The organism is Pedobacter metabolipauper (genome assembly GCF_004362715.1).
In the GTDB taxonomy this organism is placed as follows: Bacteria; Bacteroidota; Bacteroidia; order Sphingobacteriales; family Sphingobacteriaceae; genus Pedobacter; species Pedobacter metabolipauper.
In genome coordinates this window covers 302627-321208 of record NZ_SNYC01000005.1, presented here as the reverse complement: position 1 = coordinate 321208, position 18582 = coordinate 302627, and the positions used below count along the sequence as shown (strand labels likewise).

General features: G+C 41.6%; 15 protein-coding genes. 13 read left to right on the top strand and 2 right to left on the bottom strand.

Going from position 1 to position 18582, the window contains the following annotated elements:
* Positions 1 to 94 precede the first annotated feature (94 nt).
* The 7 genes from ATK78_RS13745 (at position 95) to ATK78_RS13715 (ending at position 10409) form a co-directional block, all read left to right on the top strand.
* Positions 95 to 778, top strand: coding sequence for a phosphonatase-like hydrolase (locus tag ATK78_RS13745; protein WP_208112369.1), 684 nt, complete (start codon positions 95 to 97; stop codon positions 776 to 778).
* A 354-nt stretch (positions 779 to 1132) separates the two neighbouring features.
* Entirely contained in the window at positions 1133 to 4066 is a 2934-nt protein-coding gene (locus tag ATK78_RS13740; protein WP_133576696.1) for a TonB-dependent receptor, read from the top strand.
* Positions 4067 to 4094: 28 nt separating this feature from the next.
* Entirely contained in the window at positions 4095 to 5573 is a 1479-nt protein-coding gene (locus ATK78_RS13735; RefSeq protein WP_133576695.1) for a hypothetical protein, read from the top strand.
* Positions 5574 to 5606: 33 nt separating this feature from the next.
* On the top strand, positions 5607 to 7106 hold the full coding sequence (locus tag ATK78_RS13730; RefSeq protein WP_133576694.1) for an alkaline phosphatase D family protein: 1500 nt from the start codon (positions 5607 to 5609) through the stop codon (positions 7104 to 7106).
* 13 nt (positions 7107 to 7119) lie between these two features.
* Positions 7120 to 8202 carry a zinc-binding dehydrogenase gene (locus ATK78_RS13725; RefSeq protein WP_133576693.1) on the top strand — a complete coding sequence of 361 codons (1083 nt, stop codon included), beginning with the start codon at positions 7120 to 7122 and terminating at the stop codon, positions 8200 to 8202.
* Complete coding sequence (locus ATK78_RS13720) at positions 8192 to 9457, top strand: MFS transporter (RefSeq protein ID WP_243732528.1); 1266 nt, start codon at positions 8192 to 8194, stop codon at positions 9455 to 9457. Before ATK78_RS13725 ends, ATK78_RS13720 begins: the two co-directional genes overlap by 11 nt.
* Positions 9458 to 9473: 16 nt before the next feature.
* Entirely contained in the window at positions 9474 to 10409 is a 936-nt protein-coding gene (locus ATK78_RS13715) for a hypothetical protein (protein ID WP_133576692.1), read from the top strand.
* Positions 10410 to 10630: 221 nt separating this feature from the next.
* On the opposite strand, the gene ATK78_RS13710 is transcribed toward ATK78_RS13715, so the two are convergent.
* Positions 10631 to 11098 carry a hypothetical protein gene (locus tag ATK78_RS13710; RefSeq protein ID WP_133576691.1) on the bottom strand — a complete coding sequence of 156 codons (468 nt, stop codon included), beginning with the start codon at positions 11096 to 11098 and terminating at the stop codon, positions 10631 to 10633.
* A gap of 182 nt (positions 11099 to 11280) precedes the next feature.
* On the bottom strand, positions 11281 to 11640 hold the full coding sequence (locus ATK78_RS13705; RefSeq protein WP_133576690.1) for a winged helix-turn-helix transcriptional regulator: 360 nt from the start codon (positions 11638 to 11640) through the stop codon (positions 11281 to 11283).
* A gap of 91 nt (positions 11641 to 11731) precedes the next feature.
* Between ATK78_RS13705 and ATK78_RS13700 the strand changes: the two genes are divergently transcribed.
* The 6 genes from ATK78_RS13700 to ATK78_RS13675 all read left to right on the top strand — a co-directional run bounded on the left by ATK78_RS13700 (position 11732) and on the right by ATK78_RS13675 (position 18509).
* A complete protein-coding gene (locus ATK78_RS13700; protein WP_133576689.1) occupies positions 11732 to 12703 on the top strand; it encodes an aldo/keto reductase in 972 nt (323 codons plus the stop codon).
* Positions 12704 to 12859: 156 nt separating this feature from the next.
* Positions 12860 to 13681, top strand: coding sequence for a carboxypeptidase-like regulatory domain-containing protein (locus tag ATK78_RS13695; protein ID WP_133576688.1), 822 nt, complete (start codon positions 12860 to 12862; stop codon positions 13679 to 13681).
* On the top strand, positions 13678 to 14400 hold the full coding sequence (locus ATK78_RS13690) for a hypothetical protein (protein ID WP_133576687.1): 723 nt from the start codon (positions 13678 to 13680) through the stop codon (positions 14398 to 14400). The genes ATK78_RS13695 and ATK78_RS13690 overlap by 4 nt, the downstream gene beginning before the upstream one ends.
* A 127-nt stretch (positions 14401 to 14527) precedes the next feature.
* Positions 14528 to 15580: a hypothetical protein gene (locus ATK78_RS13685; protein WP_133576686.1), complete on the top strand. Its 1053-nt coding sequence runs from the start codon at positions 14528 to 14530 to the stop codon at positions 15578 to 15580.
* Positions 15581 to 15783: 203 nt separating this feature from the next.
* A complete protein-coding gene (locus ATK78_RS13680) occupies positions 15784 to 16536 on the top strand; it encodes a LytR/AlgR family response regulator transcription factor (protein ID WP_133576685.1) in 753 nt (250 codons plus the stop codon).
* Positions 16536 to 18509: a histidine kinase gene (locus ATK78_RS13675; RefSeq protein ID WP_133576684.1), complete on the top strand. Its 1974-nt coding sequence runs from the start codon at positions 16536 to 16538 to the stop codon at positions 18507 to 18509. The genes ATK78_RS13680 and ATK78_RS13675 overlap by 1 nt, the downstream gene beginning before the upstream one ends.
* The last annotated feature ends 73 nt before the right edge of the window (positions 18510 to 18582 follow it).

The window sequence follows — 18582 nt, the reverse complement described above, 5'->3', positions numbered from 1 at the left end:
ATTAGTTCTTTTAAACAATGTTTAGTTTTGCTAAACATTGTTTACTTGTATACGCCATAGGCTAGAGTAAACAGGCCAATTAATCTAATTCGATATGAAAAAAAGCAAAATAGCAATGGTGGTCTTCGACATGGCGGGCACCACAGTAAATGAAAATAACCTTGTTTATAAAACCCTTCAAAATGCAATTAACAATGCAGGCTTCGATTTCAGTCTGACAGAAGTTTTAGCCCAGGGTGCAGGTAAGGAAAAAAGACAAGCAATCCGATCTGTACTTTCTACTTATGCTGCAGTGAGTGACGAAGGATTAATATCGGTTATTTATGATGAGTTCATGATTGCACTTACCGATGCCTACAACAATGAAGATATCCTGCCACAGCCAAATGTGACCCAACTTTTTTCCGCACTTAAGGAAAGGAATATTCTAGCGGTTCTGAACACCGGGTACGACAGGGTAACAGCAAGTTCAATTATCGAGAAATTGGGATGGAAAGAAGGGGTACAATTTGATGCACTGGTAACCGCATCAGACGTGTCGCACAACAGGCCTCAGCCAGACATGATCCATCTTGCCATGAAACGCTTTGAAATTCAGGATAGCAGCCGCGTGGTTAAAATTGGCGATTCAACAATTGATATCGAAGAAGGACAAAATGCAGGTTGTGGATTGAGTATTGGAATCACCACTGGTGCCCACACCGCAACACAGCTTTTAACAGCAAATCCAGATTATGTGATCAATGATCTAATTGATTTATTGCCCTTAATCGACTAATCCACCGCCATACTTACTTTATTCTTCTGACTAAATATTTTTAGAAATTCTGTTAATCCAATCTTAACATAACAATAGTATTCTATTAATAAACAAAGTTTAGTTTTGCTAAACAAGATTAGAGGGGACCGAATTCTTATTCAGCTATTATGAAGAAGAGAAACCAAAGCATAATAAACCAATTATTAAATCATGGTCAGTAAAATATTTTGCAATAATTATAGCTAACCCGGTTCTGCTTTTCTTTGGGACGCTGAAGAAAGGTAATGTAAATGGAGGTGCTTGAACACCCCCATTCGCCAATTGAATCAAAATCAAATCTGTCAATTCTAATCACAATTATTTTTCTAAGGTATGAATTACTTCCTTAAAACAAAAAGATACACGCTTCCGGAGCCCTCGAGCCACAATGCCTGGGTTGGTCAGCCGGTCACTCTTAATCAATCAAACATTTTTAAATCAGCAATTGATGTGAAACAATTCTATCTGACATTAGGCCTGCTTTTCCTTGGAATAGCCAGTTCCTTCGCTCAAGGTACACTTAAAGGCAATGTTAGCGATGGCAGCAACCCACTCGCTTTCGCCACCATTAAAGTCGCTGACGCTAAAGCGCAAACCGTATCCGGTCTTGATGGTACGTTTTCTCTATCCATCCCGGAAGGTAAACATCTGGTATCTATCACGATGATTGGTTATACTAAAGTGGATACATTAATAAATATCATCAACGGAAAAACTACCCATCTCGGCGCAGTTAAGCTTTCTGCAGGCAATGAGCTACAGCAAGTGTCCATTAAAGGAATGTATAGTTCCGGCGAGCGGAAAGCAATTGCAATGAGAAGAAACTCAACAGCGATCATGGATGTATCCAGCACCGATGCAATAGGAAAGCTGCCTGACATCAACGCCGCAGAAGCTGTACAGCGTATTGCTGGGGTAAGTATAGACCGTGACCAGGGAGAGGGACGATACGTTACCGTTAGGGGAACGCCGTCTCAATGGAGCTCAACGACAATAAACGGAGACCGTATGCCGGCCGCAAAAACATCGGGCGATCTTTTAGGAAACCGTACGGTTCCGATGGACCTTCTGCCATCAGAGTTTATCCAGTATATCCAGGTCGTAAAAGCCATAACGCCGGAATACGAAGGAGACGCAATCGGGGGAACAATCAATTTTATTACAAAAACATCTCCCGAAAAGAGAACCATCCGTGTAATGGGGGCTTTACCCTATGCAGAGCGGCCAAATGACAAACTTGGTTACAACGGAAGTGTGCTGTATGGAGACCGGCTGCTTAATAATAAATTAGGTTTTTTAGTGTTGGGAAGTGTAAATCAGCGTACGTATGGTACGGATGACTATGAGGTTGTTTATGGAAACCAGCTGCACAATGTCACTACACTTGATGTTAGAAATTACCAGGGAACCAGAACCAATAAAGGTCTGAATGCTTCACTGGATTATACATTTAAACCCGGCACGAAAATCTATGCAAGGGGATATTATACGGAACTTTTGGACAACGAAAGGAACCGTAAAACAATGCATTATTTCGACAAGACTACCAATAATGCGGTACTCAGGTGGAATGTAGTCGATTACTATTTCAAAAATTACGGTGGCGAAACCGGAATCGAGTCGTCTCTAAACAGTAAGCTGACGATGAATGCAAGGGCAGCCTGGTATAAGTCATGGGCAGGATATAAAGGCCCTACCTCTGCAGAAAAAAACAACCGCGGTTACTACTATGGAAACTGGTTTCAGACTGTAAAGTATGATAACCTCGTGAACATTGGTGGAAAAGATTATAAGTTCTTAAAAGGCGACGGGCCAGAAGGATACCAGGGGGATGATCCTGAGAACATCCAGACCCACTTTTCTGCCTCAACGCCTTACAACCCGGATAATTACTATCTGGATAGGTTCGTAACTTCAATCCGTAACATTACGGAAAGCGATAAGGTTGCTGCGGTAGATTTTAAATACCAGGCTTCCAACGACCTGCTTCTAAAGTTTGGAGGTAAGTTTAGACACAAATCAAGCAATTATGACTATCGTTACCAAACCTGGGTATACAAAACAACAGCGGCAAAAGCTTATCTTCCACTATGGGAAAAAGAGGCATTTCCAGCAAATAACTGGTTTCCGGAAATCAATAATGCTTATGATAACCTGAAATTTAACTATCCAACTGAGCAGTCATTTATCAATCCAAACAGTATCCCTTCTGTTGCGGCTAACCTTACCTATACAGCAAACGATGCAACCAATTCTTCTTATGCAGCAGGTAACTATGATGCAACTGAAAAAGTGGGTGCAGGTTATTTGATGGGAGAGTGGAGCCTGAATACTGAATTACAGATGGTGGGTGGTATGCGTTTTGAATATACAGCTAACAAAACCAATAGCTATATCTACAATGACATTACCAAAAAGGTGAGCCCGGTAAGTGGAAGTAAAAATGTACCGGCAGTATTGCCAATGCTGCATCTGATCTATAAGCCCAATGAAAAGACAGATTTTCGTGCAGCCGTTACCCGTTCTTTCGCAAGGTCTGCATTCAATGAGATCAGTCCAACAACCAGGGTAAACCCAAATACATTGACCATCACGCTTGGAAATCCTGATCTTCAGCCTACTTTTTCCTGGAACTATGACTTGATTGGAAGTTATTACCTGAGTCACACCAGTTACCTGACCGGCGGTGTATTTTACAAAAGCATCAAAGATGCAGTATATACCCAGTCCTTCACAGAAAGCCAAACGGTTGACGGAACTACTGCAGATTTCAAGGTTTCACAGCCTCAAAATTCTGACAATGCCAAACTGTACGGTATTGAACTAGGCTACAATCAGAAATTCACATTTTTACCGGGATTCCTAAGCGGCCTGGGGGTCAACCTGAACTATACCTACACCAAGTCTGAGACTACGCTGGACGACCGTCCTGATGAAAAAATCGGCCTGTTAAACCAGTCGCCCAACATCATCAATGGTGCATTATTCTACGAACGCGACCGTTTTTCATTCAGAATTGCTGCAAATTACCGCCAGGCATTCCTTGTAGAAATCCGCGACAATTCAGGAGCCGACAGGTACCAGGATAAAGACTTTCACCTGGACTTAAACATGTCGTATAATTTCCCTAAAAACATCACACTTTTTGCAGATGCCAATAACCTGACCAATGCTCCTTTACGCTATTATCACGGTGTAAAAAGCAGACCTGAGCAAACAGAATGGTACTCTGCAAGAGGACGGGTAGGTTTAAACTGGAGTTTCTAAATAATATTTAAAATTTAATAAGAATTTTATGAAAAGGATCTTAATATACGCTTCACTATTGCTGGCCGGCATTCTAGGTAGCTGTAAAAATAACAATGAACTGTTAGAGGTTCAACAACCGCAAATCAAAGATAGCGAGGCGCCCAGCTTAACGATAAGTTCAAGTCAATACCAGGCAACTTCCGCGATTTCAGGGGTTCAGTTAAGAACAGTATCCGATGAGGCGATCTTCGATTACGATGGTAAATCCGTTAGGGTAAAGGCATATTCACGTAATGTAGGTGATACCAAAAACAGTCCGATCTTTAAATACGGCGATTTGCTCAACAGGGCAATTTCTTATAAAAATGCACATCCCTTAGTGGATGTGCAGATAAAGTTTGCGATGTATAAGATCGGTTTTGATTCTTATGTAGGCTTCAATCCTGCAGATGCATCTTATGGATATGTAAAGGGAAATGACCACGGCGGAACGAGTTCTGAGAAGCTGATCTATTCGATTGTAAAGGCTGCATTGAACCAGGTAAAAGTAGATTTTGTGTACCAGTATGATGTTTCTGAAAGTGTTTATAATTACATCAATGGTTTCATGGAAGATCCATGCACCACAGACCCCGGCAAAAAGGTAAAAGACTACTTAAAAATGCGTAAGGTAAGCTGGGGCACCGAAGCCTATCAGCAAATGCATGCCAAGTATATGACGGTAAGCCATTATACAGGTGATGGAGCCGATGTGTTTAATTCTGTATTCAGCACCACGGGTAACGTCGATGATCACGGAACCACCGGTATTCCAACAAGCAAAGATTGGGTACAGTCGGGTATTCTGATCAATGGCCACCAACAATTAATGGAATCCTTTAACACCTACTTTGATCTGATCTATGCAAATAATACCAGCCAATCTGCTTTTCACACCGCGGTTAGGGCAATGCATAGTTCAAATAGCCTGAACTATGATGACCTGCATTTTAGCAGTTACTTTACACCAATTCCGTCTGCTCCGGCAGGAAACTATGTGCCGGGCCAGCCGGATAGTTCTGCTGTTCAGGGCAATGCCTGGGATACTTCATTTAATCCGGTGGCTAAATACGTTTCGCAAATGGCATCCGTTACCGGAGATCGTTACCTGAAGGTGAACATGTACCATCTGAAAATGGACAATTTTGGTAAAAAGTTTTACAGCGAGCTACAGAACATCTATCAGTCGTCAAGTACCGGTCTTAAGCATTTCAGGTTTTTAGCAAAAGAGAACTCTTACCAGTCTACCAGGCCATTGAGCGTATTCAATAACATAGGCATCATGCGGTATGTCAAGCCAACACATGCAAAGAACCTGACTTTCGCTTTTAGCGGAACCAGTGCATATTATACGTTAACGGGATCTACAAACCTAAAGCTTGATGAAAATGCCTCTAAGGCAAACTCCACCATTGTTGTGAAAGAATACACAACAGATCATCCGGTATACAATGCTTACAAGGATATCTACGAATATCAATTTTAGTTTCTCTACGTGAAAATATCAAGACGAAAATTCATGCTTTCAGCGGCACTGCTGATTCCAATTCCCCGGTTAATTGCGTCGGGCATCACATTCAGGGAGAATCATTTCCTGCATGGTGTGGCTTCAGGTGATCCTTTACAGGATAAGGTGATCATTTGGACAAGGATCTCTTCACGAAATTATTCGGATAAACGGGTGCGCTGGGAGATGTCAACCGATCCTGGGTTTTCACGGATAGAAAAAAAAGGGATTAAGGCAATTTCAGGCGACAGCGACTATACCGTAAAGGTAGATGTCAACGGGCTGTCGCCTGGAATTACCTATTATTACAGGTTCATTTACCAAAATACCTTCTCTGCTACAGGGGTTACAAAGACGCTGCCCGGAGCATTAAAGGATTCCAGCTTCTGCATGGCTGTAGTGAGCTGCAACAATTGGGAAGATGGCTATTTCAACTCTTTCAGGTTTCTTGCTCAAAAACAAGAAGTAGACCTGGTGCTGCATCTTGGAGATTATATTTATGAATATGCAACCGGGGAATATGGAAACCCCGCATCCGGACGGATCAATGAACCCAGAAATGAAACGTTAACGCTGCAGGACTACCGAACGCGTTACGCGCAATACCGGACAGACCCGGATTTACAGATTTTGCATGCCGCCAAGCCATTTTACCTCATCTGGGACGACCATGAAATTGCAAATGATGCCTATCGGGACGGCGCTAAAAATCACCAGCCCAATGAAGGGAACTGGGATGTTCGTAAAAAGGCGGCCATTCAGGCGTATCTGGAATGGCTTCCCATCAGGGTAAAGAATGCCTCGCAAATCCGAAGAAAATTTGAGATCGGTGATGACATCGCCTTGTATCTGATGGATGAGCGAAGTACGGCAAGAACCAAACAGATGGAAATCGATGAGCCTGGCTTTAATGGAGAAGACAGGGCCATTATTGGCAATGCCCAATATAATTGGCTGGCCAATGAATTAAAGAATAGCAAAGCAACCTGGAAGCTGATTGGAAACCAGGTGATGTTTTCGGGTTATAACGTGGCAACAGGGTTCAAACTACCAAAGTATAACGACTGGTGGCTGGGCTACCCTCATGAACGTGGGAAGATCATCGACATGATCTCTAAAGAAAAAGTAAGCAACGTGTTGTTTCTTACCGGAGACCATCACGAATCTTTTGTGCTGGCACTCCACAAGGAGGATAAATTTATGCAGTACACCAAAGCCTGGCAGAAAAAGCCATTGGCATGGGAACTTCTTACACCCTCCATTACCTCTAAAAATGGCGACAGGCGTCCGGCTGAAGAGATCATAGAATTTGAACGGATGTTGCGCGACAAAAGTATAAATCCTCATCTCGCCTTTGGTGATATTAAAAGCCACGGGTATTTTATTGCCAATATTAGCAAGCATACCTTTCGTGCCGATTATTACTTTGTAGACAACGTGCTTAGCAGGGATGCAAAGGAATATATGGCCACTTCCTTTTCGGTTGACGCCTCAACATTTAACCTCTCTTAACGATTAAAAATATATGGATATTGCCAAATTAGTAGCATTTAACGGACATGGCTTGCCCATGGAAGTTTTAAGCCGGGAAATACCGGTATTAAAAGCAGGGGAGATCCTGATTAAAAATCTTTATACCACCATTTGCGGCAGTGATCTGCATACATTTTGCGGCTTTAGGCAAGAAAAGGTGCCAACCGTTTTGGGGCACGAAATTGTGGGTGAAATTGTTGAATTCCACCCAAACCATAATAAAAGAGATTATTCTGGAAACGTACTGGAAATCGGCGACCGGGTAACCTGGAGCATCTTTTCCTCTAATCCCAATTCTGCGTTGGCCATTGCCGGCATGCCGCAAAAAGGAGATGACCTTTTTAAATATGGTCATGCCCAGATCACGGATCATGATGCGTTACATGGGGGACTGTCTACACATTGTATCATCAGGCCCGGAACTACCGTTCTTAAGCTTAGCCTGGAAATCCCTTTAAGTGTGGCGGCAACCATCAATTGTGCAATTGCAACGGTGGCCGGAGCAATCCGCCTTGCCGGAGAAGTGAGTAATAAAAAAGTATTCATTTCAGGGAGTGGTCTGCTGGGCATTGTGTGTTCTGCCATGTGCAAAACACTTGGTGCATCCATGATCTGTATGGCCGATATCAATGCCGAACGGTTAACACTTTCCAGGGAGTTTGGCGTAGATCGTGTATTCCTATCCTCAGAAACTAATCAACTGCCTACCGACATTGATCTTGTGTTTGATATGAGCGGTTCCCCGGATGCCATGGAGACTGGTCTGGAAACATTAACCCTGGGTGGGATAGCAATATGGATTGGCGCAGTGTTCAAGGCCAGACCGGTACAGATCAATGCAGAAAAAATGGTCAGGAACCTCAACGTCATCAAAGGTCTGCACAACTATAATTATGACGACTTTGCTGCCGCTGTAAAATTCATTACGGCATACTATACCGAATTCCCGTTTGAAAAGATAGTTAGTGATGAGTTCTCTTTAGATGATTCAGAAAAGGCATTTCAATATGCGGTGGCTAAAAAGCCAATCAGGGTAGGGATCAACATGCTTAAAAACGCAGACAATGAAAACTAGTCCATTCCGAAAACAACAATGGAAGATGTTGTTGTTAACCATGTTGTGTTACCTGTTTTTTTACACCGGACGCCATAATTTTGGCTGGGCGGTAAAGGGTATGTCTGCCGCACTGGATATTTCATACAGTACCATTGGCTGGATCAGTTTTGCAATGCTGATCGGTTACGCCATAGGTCAGCTGATCAATGGAAACCTGGCCGATAAGTTCAGTCCCAAAATGATGGTGGTAACTGGTGCCTACCTGTCTATATTGACGAATATTGCAATCAGTTTTTCCAGTACTTCCGGAATGATCATGTTGTTATGGGGTGCCAATGGTTTTTTCCAGTCCATGGCCTGGGCTCCGGGAGCCAAACTCATCAACAATTGGTGGGGAGAAAGTGAACGGGGGAAGGCATTTGGATTTTACACCATGGCGGCAGGACTTTCCTCAGCGGTAACCTATTTTCTGTCTATCATTTTATTGCAGCAGGGATTTGAATGGCGCATGCTATTCCGTCTGCCCATCTTATTGCTCGCCGTTACAGCCACAATCTTTTTGATTTTCGTAAAAGATAAGCCAGAAAAAGAATCTGAAAAAGCCATCCGTTCAATGGAAGAAGAGCCAGAGTTGAGCTGGACTACCCGCTACGGATTGGTATTCCGCAATCCTAAGTTCATGTTCATCTCAGTTGCCTTCGGTTTTGAAAGCATGGCTCGTTACGGACTCATTTTTTGGGTACCTGTTCATTTTCTCGGTGAAAACTGGAAAGCTAACCCCGGGAATATCTGGGTAACCTTTTTGCTTCCCGTAGGGATGGCTCTAGGGGCGCTATCCTTCGGAATGCTGTCAGACACGCTATTCAAAAAGGACAGGTTAATGGCTATTTTCGTGGGGATGTTTTGCAGTGCCCTGATCTCTATTTTAATCTATTTTACACCCGGTCACAATATCATCATCAGCGGTGTGCTGATGCTCCTGGCGGGTTTTTGTGTGTACGGTCCACAGGCATGTTTTTGGCCTTTAAGTCCGGATATATTGGGCAACCGGCTTACCGGCACAGGAATAGGGTTCATGAATATGTGCGGCTATATCTTTGCGGCAATTGGTGAGCCTTTACTGGGGTATGTAATAGATAAAACGGGAAACAGCAACAGTATTTTTATTGTAATCAGCATTGCTTGCCTGCTAAGCGCGTTGATCATCTTCTTGATAAAAACGCGGAAATTGACAAAGCTGGAGAAATTGAAGGTATTAATAAATCCGCGATGAATGTTATATTTGGTTTATGATATTGAGAATTTCTATTGCTTTTCTGCTTTTTGTTTCTACTGCCACAGCTAATGCGCAAGATGTAAAATGGATACCGTTCAAATGGACCGACGATACCATTTCCGGAAAATACTTTGACAAGTTTTCAATAGTCATCCCTGTTAAAATAGATAATATTCCTGCAAACTTCAATATGCAGTTTGATTTGGGGGCAGTTAAAACTGTTATTTACGGAAATTCTATTCAGCCTTATTTAGATGTTTATCCTAATTTAAAAAACAAGATCGATACCTCAAAAAAGTTTTTAATCCAGGGCACAAACAATCCAATGTTCACGAACATGGTACTCCAAATGGGAACAACTTCGTTTAAAGGAATAGACATTGGTTATTTTAAAGGATTTGGAAGTAAGATAGATCGGGATTCCATACTATCCAATACCGAAAAACACATTGGTACTATTGGACCAGACCTATTTCAAAACAAGATCTTAATTATAGATTATCTCCAAAAACGAATTGGTATCTGTGAAGAATTACCCAAACCATATAAATCGGCAGCTTTTCAACCTTTTAAAAGTGACGATGGAAGGCCAAAGATTCCGTTACTGATCAATGATAAAACTGAAGATGTAATGTTTGATACCGGTTCCAGTATTTTTACATTGACAACAACAAAAAAGGATGCCCTGCAAGTAGCAAGCCCTAAAATTATAGATTCTTTAAGTGTGTTCAGCTGGGGAAAAAAGCTAACCTATTACGGTGTCAAAACAAATAAACCCATAAAGTTTGGTAATAAAGTGCTTAACGGTTCGCTTGTTTACTATGACGAGCAGGAGACCTTTCAGGATTTTTACAAGTTTGTAAAGATCTGGGGCCTGGCAGGAAATGTGTTCTTTCTAAAGAACACCGTAATCATTGATTATAAAAATAAAATTTTTGGAGTATTGTAAGCAGTCGGTAGCAGATTGTCTAATATAAGCGAATAGCGTCGAGATCAATACGGCATAACTCTTTGGGACTGTATTCATCATAAAAGACCTCAAGACGATTCGATGAAACAAACTTTATAGACTTATTGCACCCGGTGATACAGCTTTCTATGAAGATGGGAAAGAACAGTTTCTTTCGTTTATCGAAACAATCGGGCATCCATCTATACTGTAAGAGTCGATTAATTACAGATGGTAGCTTCAAACGTGCCTTCAATGGCGCTATTTCTTTCGGGGTCAGTTACCTTCAAATATCCTTTAATTGTATTGCCGGAAATGGAGGTAACTTCAAAAACATTTCCATCAGTAAACATGGCATAATCGCTCGAAGCTGGATCAGCCAGGATGGCGTAATAATCTGGAAATTTACCCACTTTGCGTGGAGTCCGGATAATAACATGAAAATTTTCGTCGGGACTTGCACATCCGTCAGCTTTTGCCGATGATAGAAAAATCTCAAAACCCTCTTCCTGGAAATCGATAATTTCCCTGCTGGCTTTACCCGAAGCAAAGGTGAAATCTTTTCCATATAATTTGCCCGTAACTACATGAGTAGCTTGTTCAGGGGGTTCAGGATCATTATTGTGCTTTTTACAGGAGACAAGCATTATTGCAGATAGGAATATTAAAAGTGCTGTTGGTTTATTCATTTCAGTATTGGTTTCAGAGAAAGTTTACAAGCCTGTTTGTTAACAGCGCTTTCAACAGTTCTTAACAACTTTGAAGCGATTGTGTTTGTTTACCTATTGAAAAGCGGGTACAAATATTCTGGATATCCGAAATATGATGGTTGGCTTTAAATGTGGAGATCGCTCCCGTTAATTGGCAGCTGTCATTTCACAGCGGGATTTAAAAAGAAAGGTTCAAGTATTGCTCTATGCTTCTCGCCCCATTGTGCAGTAGTTTCGATTACAGGAATCAACGTTTCACCCAATGCAGTGAGTTCATATTCTACTTTTAGCGGTAGCTGTTCAAAAACCGTCTTGTCGATGATGCCCAGCGTAGTGAGCTGTTTCAGTTGGGTATCCAAAATACGTCTGGATGCCTTTGGTATGCGGCGATGCAATTCACCCGGTCTTTTAATACCCAAATGAATGCACCAGATTAGTGCAATCTTCCATTTACCACTCATTACTTCCATGAAAAGGTGAAGACCACATTGAAGGTCAACAGGCAGCTTTTTCTCGTACATGATACAAATATAAGTCATCAGCTTGTCTTTTCTGATATGGCTAAATTTAGCCGTACTTGATTGCGCACTGAGGCTTTTCGACCTTTGACTTATGAAGAATAAATTATTTGGAACCTATACCGGGCTTCCTGCAAGTGAACTTATACTTGGTGCGGCAAATTTTGGCAGTCGCCGTGGGTATGGTGCAGATCAGAAGGATATTGAAAAGATCCTGACCACCTATGCCGGTGCAGGTGGTAATTTTATTGATGTGGCAGATCAGTACCAGCTTGGTGAGGCCGAAGAGGTTGTTGGAAAATTCCTTGAAACCCAGCGCCACAATTTTATCATCTGCACCAAATACACCCGGAGTGCCGAAAATAATCCATCATCAGTAAATTCAGGAAACCACCGCAAGGCGATGAGGCAAGGTGTAGAGGCGAGTTTAAAAAGGCTTAAGACAGATTACATAGATATTTTCATGCCGCATTATGATGATGGACTTACCCCAATCGATGAAATTGTGCGTGGTCTGGAAGATCTGGTCAAATCGGGAAAGGTCTTATATACAGGCTTAGCTAATTTTCCGGCCTGGAAAGTTGCAGCAATTGCCAGCGTACTCCCGCTTACCGCAGTACAAATGGAATATAATCTGGTTCAGCGAACTGCCGACCGTGAGCTGATGGCTGTGTCAGATCATTTCGGATTGGGCAGGATGCTCTATTCGCCATTGGCTGGCGGACTGCTTACTGCCAAATATCGTACGGGAGCTTCCGGACGTTTAAATGCCGGTTCAACTCATGAATATGTGGAAGACGCCAGAACAAAATCCACAATTGATGAGTTGGAGCTGATCGCAATAGAACTCAATGCGACAACAGGTCAGATCGCATTTGCATGGACGATGACCAAAAATGCTTTCCCGATAATTGGAGCCAGAAAGCCAGTTCACCTGGAAGAAAGCCTTCAGGCATTAGAGGTCATACTATCTCCAGATCACCTGCAACGACTGGAAAGTGTTAGCGCCATAGAAATGGGTTATCCGCACGATCTGCTCAAAAGCGTTCAGCATAAATTGGATTAATGCAATCGCATTCGCGTAAATTCATTACCGATAATAACGAGATCAATCGATAGTCATCTGGTAACGAATACTAACCGATCATCATCAAATCATCTCCCTGATCAAACGAATAATAATTGTAGCCTAAACATCTAAGAAATAACCCTATTTTTAGATATGTCAAAAACTATTGGGAGAATACAAATTGTTGCAGTAAGCTTAATGGTGTTAAGCCTTTGTTCCTGTGTTTCAAGGTTGTCCCGGCCACAGATTACCGGAGTTGTGGTAGATTATGATAAGAAACCGGTAGCTGGCTGCAAAGTTGGCGAGGTGTTTACAAACAAAGATGGCCGTTTTACCTTGCCAGAAAGACGCTACAACGCTTTTATATTATCAGAATTGATGGTAATGGAAGCACCACCATTGATGGTTCATGAACCGGTTGAGAAAAATGGATATGAAAAGGATGCCATTTCCATGTTTAGTTCACACGGTGGAGGTCAAAGTAAAGGAGCAAAGTATAGTGCCGATACTATCTTCCTGAAAAAAACCAATCAGCAATTCGACATATCCGCATTGCTGAGCAGTGGAAATTGGAAATTAAGCTATACAAAAAACGCAGATACCATTTATTTAATAAAAGACGGTTTTAAAGAATGGTGCAAAACAGAGCGTTGTGAGCCGTTTTACAATGCATATGAAGTTTTAACAGATAATTATTACCACACTCAGGCAAAGAACCTTCCTGCAGGGATGATCAAGCGATTTATTAATGTTCAATTCGATACAGAAAAAGCGGCACTTCAACTGCAAGAGACCAGGCAATATGAAAGTACTTTTGACGGACCAAATAAAGAACCAGATCTATTAACTGCCAGTGGTACCTGGAAATTGATAACCCATGAAATCATCCAGCTTGATATTGATCGTATGAAATCAATTTCAGGAAAGTTTAAAGTGTCGGACATAGATTTATATCAACTCAAATTAACCAGGTGAAAATAAGTAACAAGATGCGGATAATAGCCATACTTGTTTCGATGTTACTTTCATTGAGCGGATCTGCGCAGTTGAGTAAAAGTACAAATGTGGGTTATGTCGAAAGCTTTGCAAAGCTGCCCAAAATTAAGTTTGAGCAAACTGATGAAGCGCAATATAATCAGTGCAAAACAGCAAATGATCTGGTTATGCTTAGTATTAAGGATAGCAAAACAGAGTTTACACTTTACACAAAAAGCAAAGAAATTAGATTAAAGAAAACAAACCAGGATCAAAATGATTTTAACGGTTACGAATATTTGGGTTACTATTCAAAGCTTAAAATGTACGCCATCATTGAAAGTACCATGCTGGATAATTTGAGTTTCGGATCCTTTAACCTGTTAGATAGCCTGACTGCAAATTATTACAGTATCGTCTCAATTGGCGACGGTGCTGTCGAAACACCAATCCCTTCACCAAACAGCAAATATCTGATCTACTATAATAACCAGCTTACTAATGGAGGGAGCTGCTTTATTGGTTTGCTACAGGTAAACAGGAGCGGTAAAGCAAGCCAGCTGTTTAAAGAAAAACTCAGTTTTGAGAGCAATAAATTTGTGGTTGAAGACATCAGGTGGTTAAACGATCAAACTTTTATTGTTAAAACGTCGGGTACGACAATGAAAGATGATACTCGTGTAAAAGGTATCAGTTACTTTAAAGCAAGCGTTGAATGAGAAAATTACTTATTTAAACAAAACGAATCCTTTTACCGTTGTAAATGCGGGGAAAAGGGGATTTGAAGAAAGACGCTCTGCAGGATTTAGTGCGCGTAACGCAAGAATATAAATGAAAAAAAGAAAAATGTATCTCCTTATAATCATCACCGTATTAGCCGTAATACTGGGTTTTCTCATTAGACGCTATTTCAGAAGTGAGGGTTATTTCCTGTCCCGCTTGCCGGAGAAATACAAAAGCTACCCCTCGCTAAATGAAAACATAAAGAGTGCCAGCTACCAGGTTAAGCCGCTATTTACCGGGGCCCGGCCAAAAACCATTTACAGGGATTCTGTTAACAACGTGATCATTGTTGAAAGAATGGAAGAATTTAAAGGAAAAGAAGAATATCAGGGCTCTGTCTTATCCATTACCTATTATAGGATTAATTATAAAGGTGAAGCGTTAGACAGTCTGAACGAAAAGAGCGACAGCAAAGATTTCGGGTATGAATTTAGCGGCCACTTGCTTTATGAAGATGGTTATTCTAACTATCTTAGAAACGGCAGCAAAGCTAAACTGCCCTACAAAGACATCAACAAAGATTTAACCACTGGTATAGAAGCACTCACGAGCCTGATCAGGGAATTAAGGGAGCAGGCAGATGCGGTTAAGGTAGACGATCGCGGTGAATTTAGAATTTACGCCATCTCAATTGATGGACAAGTGCAAAGAGTGTTCAGCTCTGGAACAAGCAAAATTGATGTACCCTATAAATTTCAGAATAATTTTCACTTGATAGCAGCTGAAACAGATGCTCAGGGTGGAAATTGGTACGATTGGCAAAATATCAACTCGCCAATACATATCGATTACTTCCTAAAACAAGAATACACGGGAACCAGGAACCCATCACCATTTTCACCAGCTCCTATGACAAGGCCGGCAAACTGGAGCGGTGTAGGCTATTTCCACCTTCAGGCTGGTCAGGACACCTTAAAATTTAAGCATCCTATAAACTATTTTCCTGGAGGGGATATGGCTTCCAAACCCTATTTTTACAATGGAGAATGGGGTAAATTAGACTTGTTTAAACAAAAAATGGATGGTTTTCAGATCCTGACAGTAGGATACGATAATGACCATGTACACGAACTGGATGGTTGTTATTTGGTTACTCCAATACCTAATAAAAAATAAGATCGACGACTCAGCAGGTTAAAGATCATTTCATCAGCAACATTCGGCGATTAGGTTTTTCTCTCATAACAACTGACTGAAGGACATTGATCAGGCTGATAAAGAAATGGAGTTGTAATTAAATCTGACCGCTCTCGTTCTTAAACAGAATATTCAGAAAAAAACACGATGTTTAGCTACCTGCATTTTGAAAAACTCTCCGCATGATAAGAACTTTAATTATAGAAGACGAACCTGCTGTTCGAAAGGAAATAGAATGGCTTTTACAGCAGGAAGATGAATTTAACTTATTGGGCTCTGCAACAAGCGTATCAGAAAGTTTAGTGCTCATTAAAGCTACTAAGCCCGAACTGATTCTAATGGATATCCAGCTTACGGATGGAACCGCATTCGATATCTTAAACCAGTTGGATGAAATCAATTTCAGGATCATATTCATCACCGCCTATAACCATTTCGCCGTCAAGGCCATTAAATATGGCGCTTTGGATTACCTGTTAAAGCCCTTAAATGAATTTGAACTTAAAGAGGCTTTAGATAAAGTGGTAGCAGAAGGAGCCAATGGCCTGGCCCATCAACAACAGCAACTCTCCATATTGAAGTCGCAAGCTACAGGAACGACAAATGATTTGGAAAGCCGGATCGTTCTCCACACCCTGGAGTTTTTGCAGGTATTGCAGCTCAAAGAGATTATATACTGCCAAAGTGAAGGCGGTTATACCAGGTTCTTTCTAACTGGCGACCGACGGATCATCATCTCGAAACCGCTTAAGTTTTACGATGAGTTGTTACCCGAAAAATGGTTCCTGCGTCCGCATCAATCCTATTTGGTTAACGTCCTCTACGTCGATAAATTTTTAAGGTCAGGTACCATTGTACTTAAGGACCAGACAGAAATTCCCGTCTCTAGCAGGAGGAAAGATTACATCCTGCAGCACATAAACCACATCGAATAATGAGGGGTGCTTTTTTATATGTGTTGATCTTGCTGTGCTGCTGCACGTGGTATGGCTGTAAAGAAAAGGTTCAGAAAAACAAGTCGGGCAACACGGAAGCAATGCTGCTGGTGCTGCAACAGGCATTAGAAAAGCAACGTCAAAATCCTGATTTAGATAGTAAGCTCGCATTTTGGAGCAATCAATTGAGTAATCCAAAATTCAGTGCCGACTCTGTACTACTGTCAAAGATCCATTATAACATTGCTGGTGTTTTTTATGCCATGAGTAAGCTTGACTCTATTAAAAACCACATGCAGATTGCCTGGTTGCTCATGGAAAATAAAGCAGGGTTCGAAGAAGAAAAGATCCAGCTCTATAGTGGCCTGGGCAATGTGGCACATTTAGAACAAAAGCTTCACCAGGAAAACTACTATTACAACAGGGCTGCACAAATGCTGACTGCCGATACCAGTATAAAACTCACCGCAAAACAAAAGATAAACATCTACTTCTCTGCTGCACAGTCATGCACACAACTCCGGCAGTTTGAAAACGCGTTTATGCTCAACCGTAAAGCCATTGCGCTGCTGCCGGATCTTGAGGATAATCCCAAAGATTCTTTCAGGGCTTATAGTCAGATGGCATGGTGCTATTCTGCGTCAGGCGAAAATGCAGATTCACTGCATCACTACATCAAAAAAATGGAAAAGATCAGTGTTGATCACCCTGACGATGAAAAGAAAAGGTTTGTTTACGATAGAAAGGCATCGTACTTTATTCAGCGGGAGCTTACCGATTCAGCATTGATCTACAGCCGGAAAAGATTGGCTATGGATTTGGCAGATGCCGAAGATCTCGGCCCATTGGCGGCAAGTGTTAAAACAGGTAATCTGTATGTGAGTTACATAGATTTGGCAGGGGTTTTTATAGAATTGAAGCAACTGGACAGCGCTAAGTATTATTTGGAGCGAGGTCAGGATTTCGCTAAAAAATACGCCGGCAGTATTGATGATGAAAGCCTGATCCTTTATGAGCAAAACAGGTTGTCTTACTTTTTCGCTATTAAGAATTATGCGGAAGCGGAAAAGGAGCAAAATATCTTATCGCAGCGAACCAGGTTTCTTTATGAAACAGAGAATGCCAGGGCCATTGCCGAAATGGGTGCGCTGTTTCAATTGCAGGCTAAAGACAAATCCATAAATCACCTGAATGAGACGGTTCTCTTGTCAGAAACTAAATTACAGAGAAATCGCCTCTGGCTGGCGGTGACCATGCTGGCTTTTCTGCTGGCTATCACCGTGGCACTTTTACTGTACTTTATCCAAAGGCAACGGAAGTTAAAAGCAGAAACAGAAAAGGCCCAGCTGGAGCAGCGTTTGCTGCGTACGCAGATGGAACCCCATTTCATATTCAATACCCTATCGGCATTGCAAAGTTTTATCCGCTTCAACGACAATGTTAAAGCATTAAAATACCTTCATCAATTTGGCAGATTGCTGCGGAGTAGCCTGGAATCGTCAAGGGAAAGCCTGGTTAAGCTGAGCGATGAAATTGATACGTTAAATAACTACCTCAGCCTGCAGCAAATGCGTTACGATGACGGTTTTACGTATCAGATTCATGTCGATGAAGAACAGGATATAGAAAGCATCTGTTTGCCACCCATGCTGATCCAGCCTTTTGTAGAGAATGCAATTTTACATGGTATCGATCCAAATGGAAAGAAAGGAATCATCACGGTCAACTTTGATGTTCGGCAAGAAATTCTTTTAGTAACCATCAAGGACAACGGAAAGGGGCCTTCGACTGTAGTAAAGCCAGCATCTCATAAATCATTGTCGACCACCATCACCAAAGAAAGGCTGGCTATTTTGGCAAAGGAGCATGGCTCGTCCGCTGGCATCGATATTAAGATCGATGAAAATAAGGGTACGGTGGTTGTCATCTCGATTCCGATAAAAGAAGCATCCAATTTTTCAAATAATAAATAGACCATTACCAATACGCTTATGGAGGCAGCGAATAATAACGTTGCTGATTTGTTATGGAATAAAATGCGATTTT

Coding starts and splice junctions, on each gene's coding strand:
- ATK78_RS13735 (WP_133576695.1), top strand. CDS start 4,095: ATGAAAAGGATCTTAATATACGCTTCACTATTGCTGGCCGGCATTCTA.
- ATK78_RS13695 (WP_133576688.1), top strand. CDS start 12,860: ATGTCAAAAACTATTGGGAGAATACAAATTGTTGCAGTAAGCTTAATG.
- ATK78_RS13715 (WP_133576692.1), top strand. CDS start 9,474: ATGATATTGAGAATTTCTATTGCTTTTCTGCTTTTTGTTTCTACTGCC.
- ATK78_RS13700 (WP_133576689.1), top strand. CDS start 11,732: ATGAAGAATAAATTATTTGGAACCTATACCGGGCTTCCTGCAAGTGAA.
- ATK78_RS13680 (WP_133576685.1), top strand. CDS start 15,784: ATGATAAGAACTTTAATTATAGAAGACGAACCTGCTGTTCGAAAGGAA.
- ATK78_RS13675 (WP_133576684.1), top strand. CDS start 16,536: ATGAGGGGTGCTTTTTTATATGTGTTGATCTTGCTGTGCTGCTGCACG.
- ATK78_RS13720 (WP_243732528.1), top strand. CDS start 8,192: ATGAAAACTAGTCCATTCCGAAAACAACAATGGAAGATGTTGTTGTTA.
- ATK78_RS13740 (WP_133576696.1), top strand. CDS start 1,133: ATGAATTACTTCCTTAAAACAAAAAGATACACGCTTCCGGAGCCCTCG.
- ATK78_RS13745 (WP_208112369.1), top strand. CDS start 95: ATGAAAAAAAGCAAAATAGCAATGGTGGTCTTCGACATGGCGGGCACC.
- ATK78_RS13685 (WP_133576686.1), top strand. CDS start 14,528: ATGTATCTCCTTATAATCATCACCGTATTAGCCGTAATACTGGGTTTT.
- ATK78_RS13730 (WP_133576694.1), top strand. CDS start 5,607: ATGCTTTCAGCGGCACTGCTGATTCCAATTCCCCGGTTAATTGCGTCG.
- ATK78_RS13705 (WP_133576690.1), bottom strand. CDS start 11,640: ATGTACGAGAAAAAGCTGCCTGTTGACCTTCAATGTGGTCTTCACCTT.
- ATK78_RS13725 (WP_133576693.1), top strand. CDS start 7,120: ATGGATATTGCCAAATTAGTAGCATTTAACGGACATGGCTTGCCCATG.
- ATK78_RS13710 (WP_133576691.1), bottom strand. CDS start 11,098: ATGAATAAACCAACAGCACTTTTAATATTCCTATCTGCAATAATGCTT.